At 63.1% G+C, this 17214-nt stretch carries 17 protein-coding genes; 9 read left to right on the top strand and 8 right to left on the bottom strand.

Annotated features, from left to right (window positions below; genetic code table 11):
* Positions 1–57: 57 nt before the first annotated feature.
* The gene (gene tlpA, locus ABIE33_RS10835; RefSeq protein ID WP_429124635.1) at positions 58–729 is read right to left on the bottom strand and encodes a thiol:disulfide interchange protein TlpA; all 672 of its coding nucleotides are present in this window, start codon (positions 727–729) and stop codon (positions 58–60) included.
* A gap of 26 nt (positions 730–755) precedes the next feature.
* Here tlpA and argH point away from each other — a divergent pair, with 26 nt between their 5' ends.
* The 4 genes from argH (at position 756) to ABIE33_RS10815 (ending at position 6561) form a co-directional block, all read left to right on the top strand.
* Positions 756–2159 (top strand): argininosuccinate lyase, encoded by a 1404-nt coding sequence (gene argH / locus ABIE33_RS10830; protein WP_429124633.1) that lies wholly within the window; start codon positions 756–758, stop codon positions 2157–2159.
* Between the two features lie 150 nt (positions 2160–2309).
* A complete protein-coding gene (gene lptM, locus ABIE33_RS10825; protein WP_429124631.1) occupies positions 2310–2504 on the top strand; it encodes an LPS translocon maturation chaperone LptM in 195 nt (64 codons plus the stop codon).
* 15 nt (positions 2505–2519) lie between these two features.
* Positions 2520–3788, top strand: coding sequence for a diaminopimelate decarboxylase (lysA, locus tag ABIE33_RS10820; RefSeq protein ID WP_429124629.1), 1269 nt, complete (start codon positions 2520–2522; stop codon positions 3786–3788).
* Positions 3789–3942: 154 nt separating this feature from the next.
* Positions 3943–6561, top strand: a complete 2619-nt coding sequence (locus ABIE33_RS10815) for a TIGR02302 family protein (protein WP_429124627.1) — start codon at positions 3943–3945, stop codon at positions 6559–6561.
* Positions 6562–6691: 130 nt separating this feature from the next.
* On the opposite strand, the gene ABIE33_RS10810 is transcribed toward ABIE33_RS10815, so the two are convergent.
* The 3 genes from ABIE33_RS10810 to ABIE33_RS10800 all read right to left on the bottom strand — a co-directional run bounded on the left by ABIE33_RS10810 (position 6692) and on the right by ABIE33_RS10800 (position 8631).
* Positions 6692–7051, bottom strand: a complete 360-nt coding sequence (locus ABIE33_RS10810; RefSeq protein WP_429124625.1) for a response regulator — start codon at positions 7049–7051, stop codon at positions 6692–6694.
* A gap of 302 nt (positions 7052–7353) precedes the next feature.
* Complete coding sequence (gene hpt / locus ABIE33_RS10805) at positions 7354–7899, bottom strand: hypoxanthine phosphoribosyltransferase (RefSeq protein ID WP_429124623.1); 546 nt, start codon at positions 7897–7899, stop codon at positions 7354–7356.
* A gap of 63 nt (positions 7900–7962) precedes the next feature.
* Positions 7963–8631, bottom strand: coding sequence for a hypothetical protein (locus ABIE33_RS10800; RefSeq protein WP_429124621.1), 669 nt, complete (start codon positions 8629–8631; stop codon positions 7963–7965).
* A gap of 296 nt (positions 8632–8927) precedes the next feature.
* Between ABIE33_RS10800 and ftsE the strand changes: the two genes are divergently transcribed.
* The 4 genes from ftsE (at position 8928) to ABIE33_RS10780 (ending at position 12320) form a co-directional block, all read left to right on the top strand.
* A complete protein-coding gene (gene ftsE, locus ABIE33_RS10795; protein ID WP_063934108.1) occupies positions 8928–9587 on the top strand; it encodes a cell division ATP-binding protein FtsE in 660 nt (219 codons plus the stop codon).
* A 73-nt stretch (positions 9588–9660) separates the two neighbouring features.
* Complete coding sequence (locus ABIE33_RS10790; protein ID WP_429124735.1) at positions 9661–10608, top strand: cell division protein FtsX; 948 nt, start codon at positions 9661–9663, stop codon at positions 10606–10608.
* A 96-nt stretch (positions 10609–10704) separates the two neighbouring features.
* Entirely contained in the window at positions 10705–11403 is a 699-nt protein-coding gene (locus ABIE33_RS10785) for a YdcF family protein (protein ID WP_429124734.1), read from the top strand.
* A gap of 125 nt (positions 11404–11528) precedes the next feature.
* Positions 11529–12320: a lysophospholipid acyltransferase family protein gene (locus tag ABIE33_RS10780; protein WP_429124619.1), complete on the top strand. Its 792-nt coding sequence runs from the start codon at positions 11529–11531 to the stop codon at positions 12318–12320.
* On the opposite strand, the gene ABIE33_RS10775 is transcribed toward ABIE33_RS10780, so the two are convergent.
* A complete protein-coding gene (locus ABIE33_RS10775; RefSeq protein WP_429124617.1) occupies positions 12289–12879 on the bottom strand; it encodes a gamma-glutamylcyclotransferase in 591 nt (196 codons plus the stop codon). The genes ABIE33_RS10780 and ABIE33_RS10775 overlap by 32 nt on opposite strands.
* Before the next feature lie 193 nt (positions 12880–13072).
* On the opposite strand from ABIE33_RS10775, the gene ABIE33_RS10770 reads away from it, so the two are divergent.
* Positions 13073–14086: a DUF2125 domain-containing protein gene (locus ABIE33_RS10770; protein ID WP_429124615.1), complete on the top strand. Its 1014-nt coding sequence runs from the start codon at positions 13073–13075 to the stop codon at positions 14084–14086.
* A 100-nt stretch (positions 14087–14186) separates the two neighbouring features.
* Here ABIE33_RS10770 and ABIE33_RS10765 read toward each other — a convergent pair whose 3' ends face one another.
* From ABIE33_RS10765 to ABIE33_RS10755, 3 genes are all read right to left on the bottom strand, one after another.
* Positions 14187–15113 carry a prephenate/arogenate dehydrogenase family protein gene (locus ABIE33_RS10765; RefSeq protein WP_429124613.1) on the bottom strand — a complete coding sequence of 309 codons (927 nt, stop codon included), beginning with the start codon at positions 15111–15113 and terminating at the stop codon, positions 14187–14189.
* Positions 15110–16216, bottom strand: coding sequence for a histidinol-phosphate transaminase (hisC, locus tag ABIE33_RS10760; protein WP_429124612.1), 1107 nt, complete (start codon positions 16214–16216; stop codon positions 15110–15112). The genes ABIE33_RS10765 and hisC overlap by 4 nt, the downstream gene beginning before the upstream one ends.
* A 91-nt stretch (positions 16217–16307) precedes the next feature.
* The gene (locus tag ABIE33_RS10755) at positions 16308–17072 is read right to left on the bottom strand and encodes a class I SAM-dependent methyltransferase (protein WP_429124610.1); all 765 of its coding nucleotides are present in this window, start codon (positions 17070–17072) and stop codon (positions 16308–16310) included.
* Positions 17073–17214 lie beyond the last annotated feature (142 nt).

Here is a 17214-nt window from a genome sequence, read left to right as displayed (position 1 = left end):
TTCAAAGCCCGGCGAAACGCCGGGCTTTTCTGTTTTCAGAGGGTGATGGCCAGCTGATCAGCTGCCGGCAGCCGGGGCGATTGCCGCACTGATCAGCGCCTTGGCATCGTCGCTGTCCCATGCGGCCGGGCCATTCATCGAGCCGATCAGGCATCCCTTGTCATCGATGAGCAAGGTTGCCGGCAGGCCGAAGGCCAAACCTTCCTTTTTCAGATTGTTGAAGACACCCATCGACGCATCGCGGTAGTAGCGAAGGTCATGCACGGCGGTCTCGTCGAGGAAGGCCTTCGGTTTTTCATCGTCGCCAACATCGATGTTGATCGCGACCACCTCAAACTTGTCGCTGCCAAGAGACTTCTGCAGCGCGTTGAGGGCGGGCATCTCCTCGCGGCAGGGGCCGCACCAGGTGGCCCAGAGATTGACGAGCATCGTCTTGCCGGCAAACGCGGCAACCGTCGTCGGCTTGCCATCCGGGCCGTTGAAATCGAGCGCAATCGGGCGCGGCGACGCAGCCGGCGACATCGCAGCCACCTGGCCCTTCATGAACGGCGTCAGCGAGGCGACCTTTTCGCCGGTCAACGGGCAGACGGCAGCAGCCGTTTCGGTCGGCTCGGCATTGCCAGACCCCGTCTCCTTCACGTATACCGCAGCCGCACCGACGATCACGCCGAATACGGCGGCGAGCGCGAACAATTTCACGGCTGGGGGGGATTTCTTCTGGTCGGGCATTTCATTCTCCAAGGCGGGCATTCTTCATGGCTGATGGCAATTCCGAGACGAAATCCTCCAACCAGATGTGGGGCGGTCGCTTCGCCTCGGGTCCGGACGCGATCATGGAGGAGATAAATGCCTCGATCGGCTTCGACAAGAAGCTCTATGGCCAAGACATCCGCGGCTCAATAGCGCATGCGACCATGCTGGCGCATCAAGGCATCATTTCGACTGACGACAAAGACAAGATCGTTCACGGTCTCAACACGATCCTGTCAGAGATCGAAAGCGGCCAGTTCGAATTCTCGCGCCGCCTCGAAGACATCCACATGAACATTGAGGCTCGGCTTGCGACCCTGATCGGCCCGGCCGCCGGCCGGCTGCACACGGCCCGTTCGCGCAACGACCAGGTAGCGCTCGACTTCCGTCTGTGGGTCAAGGAAGAACTGCAGAGAACCGAAAAGGCGCTGACCGGCCTGATCGCCGCCTTCCTCGACCGCGCCGAGGAACATGCCGAGACCGTCATGCCGGGCTTCACCCATCTGCAGACGGCCCAGCCCGTCACCTTCGGCCATCATTGCATGGCCTATGTCGAGATGTTCGGCCGCGACCGCTCGCGCGTGCGCCACGCCATCGAGCACATGGACGAAAGCCCGATCGGTGCGGCCGCCCTTGCCGGCACCGGCTTCCCGATCGATCGGCACATGACTGCCAGCGCACTCGGCTTTGCCGGCCCCACCCGCAACTCGATCGACACGGTTTCGGACCGCGACTTCGCGCTCGAATTCCTGTCGATTGCCGCAATCGCCGCCACACACCTGTCGCGCCTTGCAGAAGAGATCGTCATCTGGTCGACGCCGCAGTTCGGCTTCATCCGTCTGTCCGACGCGTTTTCGACCGGCTCCTCGATCATGCCGCAGAAGAAGAACCCCGATGCCGCCGAACTGGTGCGCGCCAAGACCGGCCGCATCAACGGCTCGCTGATCGCACTTCTAACCGTCATGAAGGGCCTGCCGCTCGCCTATTCCAAGGACATGCAGGAAGACAAGGAACAGGTCTTCGATGCGGCCGAGAGCCTCGAACTCGCCGTTGCCGCAATGACCGGCATGGTGCGCGACATGACCATCCGGGCCGACCGGATGAAGGCTGCTGCCGGCTCTGGCTATTCGACGGCAACCGACCTTGCCGACTGGCTGGTGCGCGAGGCGGGCCTGCCCTTCCGCGACGCCCACCATGTCACCGGCCGCGCCGTCGCCCTTGCCGAACAGAAGGCCTGCGACCTCGCCGATCTCTCGCTGGAAGACCTGCAGTCGATCCATCCTTCGATCACCGCCAAGGTGTTCGACGTGCTGACGGTCGAAGCCTCCGTCGCCAGCCGCACATCCTTCGGCGGCACTGCACCGAACGAGGTTCGCAAGCAGATCGCCTGGTGGCGCGCCCGCAACTGATGCTTGTCACCCGAAACTGCTCAGCAGTTTCGGGACAACGCCGGGCAGAAGCGCAAGGGCCTGAAACAGGTCGAAGAATCAGGGTGCACAAGCGCCGGAAAAATCGATAAGACATCGCACCAGCATCAGTCCCCGCGAAGGAAAATCACGATGACATTCACGAAGGCGGCCCGGTTTGCGCTTCTTCTGGCGATCCCCGGGCTGGTTCTTGTCGGTTGCGGACGCAAGGGCGATCTCGACCGACCTGGCTCGACGGCACCGATCAATACCTTGACGCCCGCCGGAACCGTCGAAAAGAAAGAACAGGTAGACGACCGCCGTTTCCTGCTCGATCCCCTCCTCTAAGCCGAGCCACGCCCCGTGAACCATTTCGAATACCGCGACGGAATTCTCTACGCCGAAGACGTGCCGGTGACCGACATCGCCCGTGCCGTCGGAACGCCCTTCTACTGTTATTCGACAGCAACGCTCGAGCGGCACTACAAGGTCTTCTCCAAGGCCTTTGCCGACGTCGATGCGATGGTCTGCTACGCCATGAAGGCCAACTCGAACCAGGCCGTGCTGAAGACGCTTGCGCGTCTTGGCGCCGGCGTCGACGTCGTGTCGGGGGGTGAGCTGCGCCGCGCACTGGCCGCCGGCATTCCGGCAAGCCGCATCATGTTTTCGGGCGTCGGCAAGACCCCGCAGGAAATGGACCTGGCGCTCGAGGCCGGTATCTACTGCTTCAACGTCGAGTCCGAACCGGAACTCGAGGTCCTGAACCAGCGCGCCGTTCGCGCCGGCAAGCGTGCGCACGTCTCCTTCCGCATCAATCCGGATGTCGACGCCCGCACCCATTCGAAGATCTCGACCGGCAAGAAGGAAAACAAGTTCGGCATTTCGTGGGAGCGCGCCCGCGCCGTCTACGCCCATGCCGCGACGCTGCCCGGCATCCAGGTCACCGGTATCGACATGCATATCGGCAGCCAGATCACCGAACTGCAGCCGTTCGACGACGCTTTCAAGCTGCTGCGCGAACTGGTCGACACGCTGCGTGCCGATGGCCACGCAATCGACCACGTCGACATCGGCGGTGGCCTCGGCATTCCCTACAAGGAAGACAACAATCCGCCGCCGCTACCCGACGCCTATGCCGAAATCGTCAAGAGCCAGCTGCAGTCTCTCGGCTGCAAGATCGTCACCGAGCCGGGCCGGCTGATCGTCGGCAATGCCGGCATCCTGGTGACCGAGGTCATCTACGTCAAGGACGGCGGCGACAAGACCTTCGTCATCGTCGACGGCGCCATGAACGACCTGATCCGCCCGACGCTCTACGAGGCCTATCACGAGATCCGGCCGGTTCGCATCTCGGCTGCCAATGCGCCCCGCATCAAGGCCGACGTCGTCGGTCCCGTCTGCGAGACCGGCGACTACCTGGCGCTCGATCGCGAGATGGCTATGCCGAAGCCTGGCGATCTCTTCGCCATCAGCTCTGCCGGCGCCTATGGCGCTGTCCAGGCCAGCACCTACAACAGCCGGCTGCTGATCCCGGAAGTGCTGGTCAAGGGCGATCGTTTCCATGTGATCAGGCCTCGCCAGAGCTACGAAGACCTGATCGGGCTCGATTCGGTTCCAGATTGGCTCGACTGAGCAACCTTTCGGATCGGACGATGATCTGTGGATCGCCCGCGCGGGCGATCACGATTTTGTTGTCGCCCTCGTCTTCGCCACAAACGATGTTATCCTGATCATTCAATAGGTCGGTCACGAGCGGTCATGAGCGACCGAAAGGGAACTTGGGCGGATGACGCAATTCCGGCAGGATGAAACGCCACAACCGAAGTCGTTTGCCAGAACTCTGGCGCTGAAGAGGTTTGTCGCGCGGGCGGTGTTGACCGCCGAGCAGGTTTTGCCGCGCGCCCTCGTTCCCGCTTCGATCGTGCTCCTGTTTCTGTCAGCCGCCTGGCTCGGTCTCTTCCGCATTGCTCCGCTTTGGCTGCATGCCACCCTGCTTCTGGGTTTCCTGGTCGCCTTCATCGCCTCCCTCGTTCCGCTGACCCGGCTGAGATTGCCTGCGAATGTCGATGCCGATCGCATGCTGGAAGAGCGCAACGCCCTTCCCCACCAGGCGATCCGCGTCCAGGACGACATTCCGGCAACCGGCGGCGCCTTCGGCGAGGCGCTGTGGCGCGAACACCAGACACGCATGGCGAGGATGATCCGCGCGCTCGACACGGGCCTGCCACGTCCCGACATTGCCCGGCACGATCCGTTCGCGCTGCGCGCGCTGCCGGTTCTGATCGCCTGCGTCGCTTTCGCCTATTCCTATTCCAACCGCGCGGGGCTTCTCTCCGACGCGTTCCACCTGCCGCAGGCCGCAAGCGAAGTCGCCGACATCCGGGTCGATGCCTGGGTGACGCCGCCCGCCTACACCGGGCGTGCGCCGGTCTTCCTCACCGGCCGCCAGGGTGTCGCGTCCCCATCTGACGAAACGGCGGCAATCACCATTCCGCAGTTCAGCGATCTGACCGTGCGCGTCACCGGCGCCGGCACGGAAGAAACCGTCCGTTATTCGGAAGACGGAGCGGCAGAGCCGATCATCATCCCGACCGCCGGGGAAAAGCCGGACGAAAAGACTGCGTCAGCGGAACCGGCGGCCCAGAAGGCGCCCGACAATGCCGTGCGCAACCACCTCTACAAGATCGTCAAGGACGGCGAACTATCGGTAGGCGGCCAGAAATGGACGTTCAAGATCACCCCCGACAGCGTGCCGCAGATCGCCTTTGACGGCCTGCCGAAGCCCACCCCAAATGCCTCGCTCGACATCGCCTTCCTGGCGACCGATGACTACGGCATCGCTCAGGCCTGGGCCGAGATCAAGCCGTTGGACGAGCAGGTGAAGGACGCACGACCGCTCTATCCGCTTCCCGAGTATCGTCTCGACCTGCCGCGCCGCAACGCCCGCGAGGCCAAGGGCACGACCAGCCGCAACCTCAGTGAACATCCCCTTGCCGGCAAGCGCGTTCGCGTCACCCTTGTTGCCCGCGATGCCGCCGGCCAGGAGGGACGCAGCGTGCCGCAGGACATGATTCTTCCGGCGCGGCAATTCTTCAATCCCCTGGCGGGCTCCGTCGCCGAACAGCGACAGGTCTTTGCACTCAACGCCAACGACCTGCCGCGGGCAATCGACCTCAATGACGCGATCGCCAGCTTCGCCGAAGAAACGATCCCCAACCTCACCCATTTCCTGCTGTTGAAATCGGCGCGTTCGCGCATGGCGCTGGCGCGCAACGACGACATGCTGCGCGACGCCGCCAAACATCTCTGGGAAATCGCGCTTGGCATCGAGGATGGCGATCTGTCGCTCGCCGACCGCCGCCTGCGCGATGCGCAGCAGGCCTTGTCGGACGCGCTTGAGCGCAACGCACCCGACGAAGAGATCGCCAGGCTGATGAAGGAGCTGCGCGAAGCCATGCAGGAGTATATGCAGGCGCTCGCCAAGGAGGCTGCGAAAAACCCGCGCATGGCGGCCAATCCGGATCAGAACAATGTTCTGCGCCAGCAGGATCTCGACAAGATGATGAACCAGATCGAGAACCTGGCGCGATCGGGTGCACGCGACCAGGCCCGTCAGATGTTGTCGGAGCTTCAGCGGATGATGAACAACCTGCAGGCCAACCGCGGCCAGCAGCAGATGGGCGAGCAGAACAACGCCATGCGCGAGCAGATGGACAAGCTCGGCCAGCTGATGCAGGAGCAGCAACGGCTGATGGACGAGACGTTCAAGCTCGACCAGGCGCAGCGCGACCGCATGCAGCGCGGCGACCCACTGCAGGGCGAGGACAACGAGCTTTACGGCCAGGAGATGCCTCAGGACCCCGGTCAGCGCGGTGACGAGAACGGTGAGCAAAACCCGCTCGACGACATGACCGCCGAGCAACTGAAGGACGCGCTGAAGCAGCTGAAGCAGCAGCAGGATGCGCTGGGCAAACAGCTCGGCGAGTTGCAGAAGGGCTTGGAAAGCCTGGGCATCAAGCCCGGCAAGGGGTTCGGCGACGCCAAGCGCGAAATGGAGGGCGCCTCCGGATCGCTTGGCAAGGGCCAGGGCGAGCCGGCCGTCGGCAGCCAGGGACGCGCGCTACAGGCGCTGCGCGAGGGCGCCCAGGACATGATGAACCAGATGCAGGCGCAGGGACAGGGACCCGGCCAGGGCGTTCCGCAATATGGCCAGAATGGCCGCGATCCGCTCGGCCGGCGCCAGCAGAATGCCGGCCCGGACTTCGGCGACCAGGTCAAGGTACCGGATGAAATCGACACCCAGCGGGCGCGCGAGATTCTCGACGAAATCCGCCGCCGGCTCGGCAACACCTTGTCGCCGGAAGCCGAGCGCCAGTATCTCGAGCGCCTGCTCGACATGCGCTGATCCGCGGCCTGCAAGGACAGACGGAAACGGCAACGCCCTTGGAGCGGAAACGCGCCAAGGGCGTACTTAATTTGTCAGATCGTCAAACCCGTCAATGCCCTGCCCGGGGACGGGCAGTCGGAGAGAACGGTCAGGCGGCGAGCGCCAGCGCCACGGCCTTGCGGATGTCAGGCAGGGAGAAGGGTTTGGAGATAACGTCGATGATCTTGTCGGCGAGATCGTCGGCACGCTCGCGCTGCTCGGCATAGCCGGTCATCAGCAGGATCTTCATCGCCGGAAAGGCGGCGGAGGCCTGATGCGTCAGCTCGATGCCGTCCATGACAGGCATGCGGATGTCGGACAAAAGCAAATCGAAATTCTCGGTCTGCAGGCAGGCAAGCCCGTCTGCGCCGTCTCCAGCCTCCACGGTCTCATGTCCATCGAGCCTCAGGGCCCGGGCGACGAAGGAACGCAATGCATCCTCGTCCTCGGTAATCAGGATCTTCGCCATCATGGCCTCCCGCGTTCGCTGCGACGGCACGGCTCTCGCGCGAAGAGGCCGGCCCATTCCAATGGATACGGCAACGCTCACAAGAATCGTGATGGCAGGCCGCAGCGGCACGCAGCACCCTCAGCGGGACGAAGCGCGACACGGCCCCAAACAACCAGCTTTTTCTTTGTGTTCGGTAAACGCCGGGCGGCTGGATTTCGGAATGCTCGTTTTGCAGCGCCCCTGCTCCGAGCGCTGAACGCGGCCCGCAGGCCGTTACAGCGCTGCGATCTCAGAGGCCGCAGCGCCGCACATTCTCATCCCTACTCGGCGTCGCCAGTGACCACGCCGACGAAGGGCAATTCGCGGAATGCATAAGCCACGTCCATGCCGTAGCCGACGACGAAATGATCCGGGCATTCGAAGCCGACATAATCCGCCTCAAGCTCGACCTTGCGCTTGACGCGCTTGTCGAGCAGCACCGCGATGGTGACGTTGCGCGCGCCGCGCTCGTACATCAGTTCCTTGGCAAAGCGCAGGGTGCGCCCCGATTCCAGGATATCGTCGATCAAAAGCACGTCCCGGCCGTGCACGTCGCTATCAATGTCCTTGATGATCTTCACGCCTTGGGACACCGTGCCGAGCCCATAGCTCGACAGCGTGATGAACTCGACTTCCGGTGCAAGGCCGGTATTGTGCATGGCGCGGATCAGGTCTGCGGCAAAGATAAAAGAGCCCTTCAACACCGCGATCACCAGAAGGTCCTTGTGCGGACCAGTGACGATCATGTCGGCAAGCTCATTATTGCGCGCGGCGATCGTCTCTGCCGTATAAAGGGGCTCGATATTCTTTCCGCGAACGACGGGCATGCGGCTTCTCCAGCGTTTCATCCGGAAGACAAACGCCTTCCCTTTTGCGCCCGCTTAGCACAATCAGCGCACGGAGACACCGTTTTCGGCGAAGGAAACCTTCACCTCGGGCATTTTTCCACCTGCATATGGGAGCCTGGTCACGAAGCGGCGGCTCTCGCCGGGTGCGATTGCTGCACCCTCCGGCATCAATCGCGTCGCCGTAACCTTGCGGCCATTGCTGATCACATCCACCACGACCAACGGCAGGCGCTGGAGCGCGGAGGAGGAATTGTCGATGGCGCCGTAGACCGAAAGCACCCGCATGCCGCCGGAATAATCGAGTGAGGCGGTGACGTCGGTGATCGCCAGCGGCTCGCTTTCCACCCCGTCACTGGTCGAAAGGGCGATGATCCCTGCAAACGCCGCCAGGGCGAAAGCTGCGACGAGCCCGGCAAACTGGCGTGCCGGCATGGCGCGCAACCGCGTCTCGGCGAAAGACAACAGGCGCCGGAGCAGCACTTGTTCGTCGCGAATAACCGTCAGCGTCGGGCCATGGCGTCGGGTTTGCTGCCGATTGTCGTTGAAAACAGGATAGGGATTGCGGCGGGCCGTCGGCGAAACGGTCTCGAATTCGGCGTCGACATAGTCGATGTGGCGCGTCGCGGCTGCAGCCTTGCGCGGACCGCGGTCCGGTGGCAGCAGATCGGCATAGGTCGCAGCGTCTGCCGATTTCGTGCGGAATGCCTGCATCGCGTTTTCCTCCTGGATCGCGGGCGGGCCTGCCGTCCCATGCGAAACCATCGGGCAATGCGCCGATCCCGAACGGTGCAAGAATCAGGGCATTGCATCAAATCTTTCCGACACGTAAACCGAAATGGTTAATGCTTCGGAAAGAGGCCGTGAAACCGGCGCCTTTTCATGAAAAATTAACCGCTGCTTAACCATGGTTCTGCTGGCGGTTTTGCCTTTCGGTGGTTGTCGTCCTATGCGCAGATGGCCGGCCTTCAGGAAAACTGCACGGGTCGTGAGAGAGACTGGGCTACCCTTTGATTCATTTTGAGAACGTCGGACTGCGTTATGGTATGGGGCCGGAAATTCTCCGGGACCTGACCTTCGATATTCCGCGCCGGTCGTTCCAGTTCCTGACCGGTCCGTCCGGCGCCGGCAAGACGACGCTGCTGCGCCTGCTCTTCCTTTCGTTGCAGCCGACGCGCGGGCTGATCCGCATGTTCGACCGCAACATTTCGTCGATCCCGCGCGAAGAGTTCCCGATGCTGCGCCGGCGCGTCGGCATCGTTTTCCAGGACTTCCGCCTGCTCGACCATCTGACCACCTACGAAAACGTCGCTCTTCCCTTGCGCGTGCGCGGCAAGGACGAATCGAGCTACCGCGCCGACGTGCTCGAACTGTTGAAATGGGTCGGGCTTGGCGAGCGCATCAATGTGCTGCCGCCGGTCCTGTCAGGCGGCGAGAAGCAACGCGCGGCAATCGCCCGCGCCCTGATCGACCGCCCCGAAATCCTGCTAGCGGACGAGCCGACCGGCAACGTCGACCCGCCGATGGCCCGCCGCCTGCTAAATCTCTTCCTCGAACTCAACCGGCTCGGAACTGCCGTCGTCATCGCCACCCACGATCTGTCCCTGATGGATCAGGTCGAAGCGCGACGCATGATCCTTTCGCAAGGGCGGCTCGATATCTATGAGTGAGGGCCGCACCAAACGCACCCACGAGGTGCCGGAGCAGCAGCCGGAACCGCAGCAGCAGCCGCGCCGCACAGAGATGCGCGTGCGGCCCATGGGGCCGATCGTGCCGTCCACGAACGTGTCCGGTCATGCGCTGATGTGCGTGATCGCGATCATGTCGTTCCTCGCCTGCCTGACGCTCGGTGGCGTCAGCATGGTGCGCGCCACAGCCCAAAGCTGGCAGAGCCAGATTTCCCGCGAGATCACCATCCAGATCAAGCCGGACGACAATCTCGACATGGAAAAGGCGCTTGCCGACGCGCGCGATCTGGCTTTGACCTTCAGCGGCGCGACCGGCGGCAACATCGTCGACCGCGCAGCAACCGCCCGCCTGCTCGAGCCGTGGCTCGGGGAAGGCCTCGATCTCGACGAATTGCCGGTTCCCCGCCTCGTCATCATCACCATTGACGAAAACAACCCGCCCGATTTCGCCGCGATGCGCAAGGCGCTGACCGAGATCATCCCCCAGGCCTTCCTCGACGATCACCGCACATGGGTCGACCGCCTGGTGGCGATGGCCAACACCACCGCGATGATCGGCACCGGCGTGTTGGTCCTCGTCTTCTCGACCATGGTGCTGACCGTCATCTTCGCCACGCGTGGCGCGCTCTCAGGAAACCGCCATATCGTCGAAGTGCTGCACTTCGTCGGCGCCGAGGCCGGTTTCGTAGCCTCGGAGTTCCAGAAGCATTTCTTAAGAATAAGCCTCAAGGGCGCCGGGGCCGGCGGGCTGCTGGCGGCGCTGTTCTTTGCGCTGGCAGGCTATTGGCAATCGCGCACGTTGGCGACGCCGGAAACGGACCAGGCGACGGCCCTCTTCGGCACGTTCACCATCGGTTACAGTGGTTATCTCGGCATTCTTGCCATCATGATCGTCATTGCGGTGTTGACGACGCTGACGGCACGGCTCACGGTAACCCGCACGATCTACGAGATCGACCTGATCCGCTCCGATCCCGGACGTACGGATACCTACCAAAGCTGACGCCGAGATGTTTCGCCTTTATTCGATCCATTCCTTGCCGCAATCTGGCGCTATCTGAAGAGAATCATGATGGCGCAAGGACTTCGCGGGAGCGGGATGGCCGGAGGAGGAAAATGGCAAGGCGGGGCCGAGCAGGAACGCCGACCCCGCAGTCCCTTGCGCAAAATTCTCCGCCGCACGTTCTTCATTCTGCTTGTGCCGTTCGCGATCGTGGTCGCAGCCTTCCTCAATTTCGCCGATACCGTCGCGTCCCTGCAGCCGCCGGAAGACCCGAAGGCGGAAGCAATCGTCGTCTTGACCGGCGGCTTCCAGCGTATCGATCAGGCGGTCGACCTCTTGAAATCCGGGGCCGGCAAAAGGTTGCTGATTTCGGGCGTTCACCCGGCAACCACGGGCAGCCAGATCCGTCGCAATACCCAGAGTTCGGCCGATCTCTTCAAGTGCTGCGTCGACATTGGGCATGAGGCGATCGACACGATCGGCAATGCGACCGAGGCGAGCCAATGGATCAGCGACCGCGGCTACAAGCGCGTGCTGGTCGTGACCAACAACTACCATATGCCGCGAAGCCTGCTCGAGTTGCGTCGCGCCCGCCCGGAGACCGAATTCATCGCCTATCCCGTCGTCAACTCGGACCTCAAGACGACGAACTGGCTGCGCAATCCGATGGTGCTGAAATCGATCCTGCTGGAGTTCGGCAAGTATTCCGTCGCCTCCGTGCGCGATATGGCCGGCGCTCGCCCGGCGAGCGGTTTGCGCACCGTTCCCTCGCGAGCGACGCCGGCCGAAGAATAGTCGCTGGCACCCCTTAATCAGCAAAGTGACGACGGGCGGTTTTCCTGCGGCGTTTATTCGTGTACGCAGCGATCCATCGGCCCACGGGCTGTATATCCCTGAACTCGCCTCTCGAGAGCCTGCTGATGATCGTCCTGCGTTCGGTCCTTTTCAATCTGGTCTTCTACGTCAATCTGATCCTGCAGATGATCGTCTTCACGCCGGCCTATTTTCTGGTGTCGAGAAAGACGGCCTGGTTCGTCCCGAAGAACTGGGCGCGCAGCAATCACTGGCTGTTCGAAAAGATGGTCGGCACGACCTTCGAGATCGAGGGTTTGGAGAACATTCCCAAGAGCGGCTATATCTTCGCGCCCAAGCACCAGTCGTTCTGGGATGTCTATGCGCTCCTGCCCTGGCTCAATGATCCCTTCTTCATTCTCAAGCGCGAACTGACATGGATCCCGCTGTTCGGCTGGTACATCCAGAAGCAGCGCATGGTGCCGGTGAACCGCGCCGCCCGTGGCCGTGCTATGACCGAAGTCATGGATCGCACCAAGCAGGAAATGGCGTCCGGCCGCGAGCTGATCATCTATCCCGAGGGCACCCGCCGGCCGCCGGGCGCACCGCCGCACTACAAATACGGCATCGCCCGCCTTTACCGTGACCTCAATGTGCCGGTTGTGCCCGTTGCCATGCATCCCGGCCTGTTCTGGCCACGCCGCAAGTTTCTGCGCTTCCCCGGTCATTTCAAGGTGCGCGTGCTGCCGCCGATCGAGGCGGGCCTCGATCCGGACGAATTTCTCGCCAGACTGATCGAAGTGACCGAGACGGCAAGCGACGAGCTTTTGATCGAGACCGTCAGGAACAACCCGCATCTGCCGCTGCCTCCATCGGCAAGGCAGCGCCTCAGCGAGTTGAAGGCAATGGGTCGCGGCTAAGCAGCGACGGCTCCCATGCCTCCAGCGACGATGCGTTCAGCGTCGCCACGACTTCTTCCAGCCAATGGTCGCGAATGCCCATCTCCTTGAGGTGGGCAAGCGTGTTGAACACGTATTCGCTGTTCGGACCGGATTTTCCTGAGGAGACGGCGACGATCGCCGCCGCCTCCGGCGCGCTCAGCGCACCGGCATACTGCACATGGGCGCGGTCGATCACGTAGGTCAGCGCCGAAACACGCCGCCCGTCGGCAAGCTGCACCGGCATCGTCTTTTCCTTGTAGACATGGGTGACGAGCTCGCGCTCGCGCAGATAGTCGATTACATCGGCCTTCTCGCTGCCGTCGACGCGAAAGGCCGTACCGATGCAGGAGCCGCCATAGTCAAGCCCCAGCACCAGGCCAGGCCGTTGCTCAGTGCCGCGATGGACCCACGAGCGCACGCAAAGCGCCCGACGATAGCCGAATGCCCGCGCCGTCGATCTTTCCTCGAACCGGAAGCCCGGGTTCCACATCAGCGACCCGTAGCCAAAGACCCAAAATTCGTCCATATCCACTGTCATTCAATCCGCGCTGTCTGCTCGTCGCCGAATCGTCGGCTCATCGGTGGTCAGCCATGTCGGTTTTTCTACGGCACAGCATCTCGGCACGGAAGAGACAAGTCGTTCCCGTGCATCGAATGAAAGATAATAAGCAGGATCGGCGGCGCCACCCGAAAGGCGGCCGCGATCTGAGTTTGGTGGAGTACGCCTTATCATGACCGCAACCGCAGTCGCCAACCCCTCTCCGGTCAGCCGGAAGTTTCGCTGGCTGATCGCCGGCATCGTGATCGTCTGCGCCGCCTATTCGGCCGGCTGGTTTGCAGTCGCCGACCAGGTCGAGAAGCGCCTGACGGCCCAACTCGCCGACGGCCGGGTAAACGGGCTTAGCGGCGAGTGCACGAACATGGACGTGCGCGGCTTCCCCTTCCGCATCGGCCTGTTCTGCGACAAGGTCAATCTCGACGACACCCGCCGCGGTGCCTCCGCCTCCTTCGGTGCGCTTCGAACCGCGGCACAGGTCTACCAGCCCGGGCACGCGATCATCGAGCTCGACGGTCCGGCCGAACTGCGCGTGTCGCCCGGCCTCAACGTCTCGGCCGACTGGACGCTGCTGCATGCGAGCGTCAGGGCGACGCTTTCCGGGCTCGACCGCAGTTCGCTGACCTATGACAACCTGACCGGCACCGTGCGCCTGCCGCTGACCGGTGACAGTTTCGGTTTCGGCGCGAGCCACGGCGAAATGCACCTGCGTCAGAACGGCAACGACCTCGATGCAGCCTTAAGCGTCGACAAGCTCGATCTTCGCCCGGAGAACGGCGCGAGCTTCGCGCCGCCTGCCAATGTCGCCGCAGACCTCACCTTTGTCGACAAGGCGAGCTGGATGGGCTCGGGCATCCCGACGCCGGCCATGCTGCGCGGCAGCAAGGGTGAGCTGCGCCAGATGACAGTCGATCTCGGCTCGGGCATGAACGCTAAGCTGTCGGGCCCCTTCTCGGTCAACGACCAGGGGCTTATCTCCGGTGAGTTTTCGTTGACGATGACCAATATCGACGCCTGGCGGGAGAACCTCGTCACGCTCATCCCTGATGATGCGAACCTCGTCAACAACACCGCCAACATGTTGAAGGCGCTTGCCAACGGCAAGAACGAGGCGACGGTCAAGCTCAACGTGCGCGACGGCACCGCTTTCCTCGCCTTTATCCCGATCGGCGTTTTGCCGACGCTCTGATCCGGCTACAGTGAAGGGCCGCGACTTCCGGCAGCATTCGCGAGAGTAACAGAGCCCGGGACGTGGATCATTCCATGCTCCGGGCCTTTTCGTTTATCGGCTATTTTTGGTCCATCGCGTGACGGCCGAAGTCCGGCATGGCCGTATCCTGGCCGGCCTGGATGATCGAGCGGCGGATCGCGCGGGTGCGGGTGAAGAGATCGAACAGCTTGTCGCCGTCGCCCCAGCGGATCGCCCGCTGCAGATAGGCCAGGTCCTCGGAAAACCGCGACAGCATTTCCAGGATCGCATCCTTGTTGTGCAGGCAGACGTCGCGCCACATGGTCGGGTCGGATGCGGCAAGACGGGTGAAGTCGCGGAAACCGGACGCCGAGTATTTGATGACTTCGGATTCGGTCACTGCTTCCAGGTCGTCCGCCGTGCCGACGATGTTGTAGGCGATGATGTGCGGCAGGTGCGAGACGATCGCCAGCACCTTGTCGTGATGCTCGGCATCCATTTCCTCGACCATCGAGCCTAGCGTTTCCCAGAACAGCCGCAGCCGTGCGATCGCTTCCTCGTCCTGGCCGGCCGGCGGCGTCAGGATGCACCAGCGACCGCGGAAGAGACCGACGAAGCCCGCGTCCGGGCCGGAATGCTCGGTACCGGCGATAGGATGGCCGGGCACGAAATGAACCGTGTCGGGCAGATGCGGCGCCATCTGGGCAATGACCGAGCCCTTGGTCGAGCCGACATCGGTGACGATCGCGCCGGGCTTCAGGTGGGCGGCGATTTCCGCGGCCACTGCACCCGACGCACCGACGGGCACCGACACGATGACGAGATCGGCACCGCGCACCGCATCGGCAGCCGACAACGTGTAGCGATCGCCAAGACCAAGCTCCTCGGCGCGCGAAAGCGTCGTTTCACTGCGGGTCGAGATCACCAGGGTCCCGGCGAGCTGCTTCTCGCGGATTTCCCGGGCGATCGAAGAGCCAATGAGGCCGATGCCGATAAGCGCGATCGTTTCAAACTGCTGTGTCATCATTTCCGTCCCATGAATTCTGTCAGCGCCGCAATCACGCCCTCATTGGCCTCCTGCGAGCCGATGGTCATGCGCAGGGCATTGGGAAAGCCGTAGGCCGCGACCGCGCGCAGGATGTAACCGCGATGAGTGAGGAACGTATCCGCGTCGTTCGCACGCTTGCCGTCCTCGTCCGGGAAGTGGATGAGCACGAAGTTGGTCACCGATGGCGTGACCTGGAGGCCGATCGCTTCCAGCGCCACACGGACGCGCTCCAGCCAGACGAGGTTGTGGTCGACAGCCTGTGCGACGAAGGCCTGATCGCGCACGGCCGCGGCGCCGGCTGCAATCGACGCCGCACTGAGATTGAACGGCCCGCGCACGCGATCGACCGCGTCGATCACTTCCGGCGGCGCATACATCCAGCCGATGCGCAGGCCGGCAAGCCCGTAGATCTTGGAGAAGGTTCGGGTCATCACAACGTTGCGGTTGGCCGACACCAGTTCGAGCCCGGCCGCATAATCGTTGCGGCGAACATATTCGGCGTAAGCCGCATCGAGCACCAGAAGCACGCCCTCGGGCAGGCCCGCATGCAGACGACGAACTTCGTCGATGGGAATGTAGGTGCCAGTCGGGTTCGCCGGATTGGCGATGAAGACGATCTTCGTGCGCTCGGTGACTGCCGCGATAATGGCATCGACGTCGACCGTGGCGTTCCGTTCCTTCACTGTGACCGGCGTACCGCCGGCGGCCATGATCTGGATCTTGTAGACCAGGAACCCGTGCTCGGTGATGATGCCTTCGTCACCGGGCGCCAGATAGGTGTGGCACAGGAGACCGAGCAGTTCGTCCGAGCCGTTGCCACACAGGATGTTTGCCGGGTTGAGCCCGTGCACGGCGCCGATCCCCTCGCGCAACGCCCGTGCCTGGCCGTCGGGGTAGCGCTCCAGATTGAAGGCCGCCGCCTGGAAGGCCTCGATCGCCCTGGGGCTGGCGCCGAGCGGCGTCTCGTTGGAGGAGAGCTTGTGAACCTTGGCGACACCGGGAGCATGCTCCTTGCCGGGCACATAGGCGGCAATGTCCAGAATGCCGGGGCGCGGCTGCGGGCTCTTGGAGGCAAGGCTCATCGGATCAGCTTTCAAGGCAGGAAATGAGGCCAAGCCAATACCGGCGCAATCGGCATTTGTCGAGGGTCGGCAAGCCCTGCGAGAGCGGCGATCAGGTAGGCGCGCGCGGTCGCTCCCGGGTGCTTGGGATACCCTGCGGCCCCAGCACCGGCACGAACACGCGGCGCGACGCTCGCGCGGCAACCGGCAGGCCCTGATAAAGCCGCTTCTGCGCCTCGACCACGATCACGCCGGAGAAGACCGGCCAGAGCGACCGGCCAAGCCGCTCGAAACCCCGGCGCAGGCGCAGGATCATCTTCAGTTTCGATGGCGGGAAGAACAGCGCCTCCGCCGAGGCGCCGGGCGTAAAGTTCGTCTCGCGCAGAAGCGCCGTCAGCTGGCTGCGCGAATAAGGCCGCCCGGAGCCAAACGGCGTATGCTCCATGCGCGCCCAGACGCCGCGGCGGTTGGGCACGACGATCACCAGCCGGCCGCCCGGCGCCAGCACCCGCCAGATCTCCTTCATCGTCTCACGCGGGCTTTCGGCAAATTCCAGCGAATGCACCATCAGCACCCGGTCGATGGAAGAATCGGGCAGCGGCAGTTCCTCGTCGAACACCAGAGCGGTCGACGACAGCTCGGCAACCGGCCAGTTCACCGCGCCCTGCCCCGCCGGCATGAAGGCGAAGGTCCGCTCCGTATCCTTCCGAAAGCGCTCGAGATAAGGCACGGCATAGCCGAGCCCGACGAGCCGCTCCTCGGGTAGGCGTGCCCAGACCGAGGACAGCGCCATGGTAACGGACTGCTCTGCCATGCGGCCCAGTTCGGAGTGATAGAATTCTCGGAGGTCGACGATATCGGTGTGCATGCGCAACATGTTAGCCTTGAAGCGGTAGACTTCAAGGCAAGCCTCGCTACATTCGGCGGCAGTCACCACAGCACCGCGTGCTCATAGAGCGTGCAAAGAGGCGCTGTAGCGTTAAACTCGCCGCATGATTTGCCCTTCGATCGATCGCGAT

Source organism: Ensifer sp. 4252 (genome assembly GCF_050434565.1).
GTDB lineage: Bacteria > Pseudomonadota > Alphaproteobacteria > Rhizobiales > Rhizobiaceae > Ensifer.
Note: the sequence above shows the minus strand (reverse complement) of the source record. Positions and strands in the feature narration are given on the sequence as shown.

Bases quoted from the DNA above. Each gene is read 5' to 3' on its own strand.
- ABIE33_RS10755 (WP_429124610.1), bottom strand. From the start codon at position 17,072: ATGTTGCGCATGCACACCGATATCGTCGACCTCCGAGAATTCTATCAC.
- ABIE33_RS10780 (WP_429124619.1), top strand. From the start codon at position 11,529: ATGATCGTCCTGCGTTCGGTCCTTTTCAATCTGGTCTTCTACGTCAAT.
- ABIE33_RS10815 (WP_429124627.1), top strand. From the start codon at position 3,943: ATGACGCAATTCCGGCAGGATGAAACGCCACAACCGAAGTCGTTTGCC.
- ABIE33_RS10800 (WP_429124621.1), bottom strand. From the start codon at position 8,631: ATGCAGGCATTCCGCACGAAATCGGCAGACGCTGCGACCTATGCCGAT.
- ABIE33_RS10770 (WP_429124615.1), top strand. From the start codon at position 13,073: ATGACCGCAACCGCAGTCGCCAACCCCTCTCCGGTCAGCCGGAAGTTT.
- ABIE33_RS10775 (WP_429124617.1), bottom strand. From the start codon at position 12,879: ATGACAGTGGATATGGACGAATTTTGGGTCTTTGGCTACGGGTCGCTG.
- hisC (WP_429124612.1), bottom strand. From the start codon at position 16,216: ATGAGCCTTGCCTCCAAGAGCCCGCAGCCGCGCCCCGGCATTCTGGAC.
- tlpA (WP_429124635.1), bottom strand. From the start codon at position 729: ATGCCCGACCAGAAGAAATCCCCCCCAGCCGTGAAATTGTTCGCGCTC.
- argH (WP_429124633.1), top strand. From the start codon at position 756: ATGGCTGATGGCAATTCCGAGACGAAATCCTCCAACCAGATGTGGGGC.
- hpt (WP_429124623.1), bottom strand. From the start codon at position 7,899: ATGCCCGTCGTTCGCGGAAAGAATATCGAGCCCCTTTATACGGCAGAG.
- ABIE33_RS10785 (WP_429124734.1), top strand. From the start codon at position 10,705: ATGGCCGGAGGAGGAAAATGGCAAGGCGGGGCCGAGCAGGAACGCCGA.
- ABIE33_RS10810 (WP_429124625.1), bottom strand. From the start codon at position 7,051: ATGGCGAAGATCCTGATTACCGAGGACGAGGATGCATTGCGTTCCTTC.
- lptM (WP_429124631.1), top strand. From the start codon at position 2,310: ATGACATTCACGAAGGCGGCCCGGTTTGCGCTTCTTCTGGCGATCCCC.
- ABIE33_RS10765 (WP_429124613.1), bottom strand. From the start codon at position 15,113: ATGATGACACAGCAGTTTGAAACGATCGCGCTTATCGGCATCGGCCTC.
- ABIE33_RS10790 (WP_429124735.1), top strand. From the start codon at position 9,661: ATGCGCGTGCGGCCCATGGGGCCGATCGTGCCGTCCACGAACGTGTCC.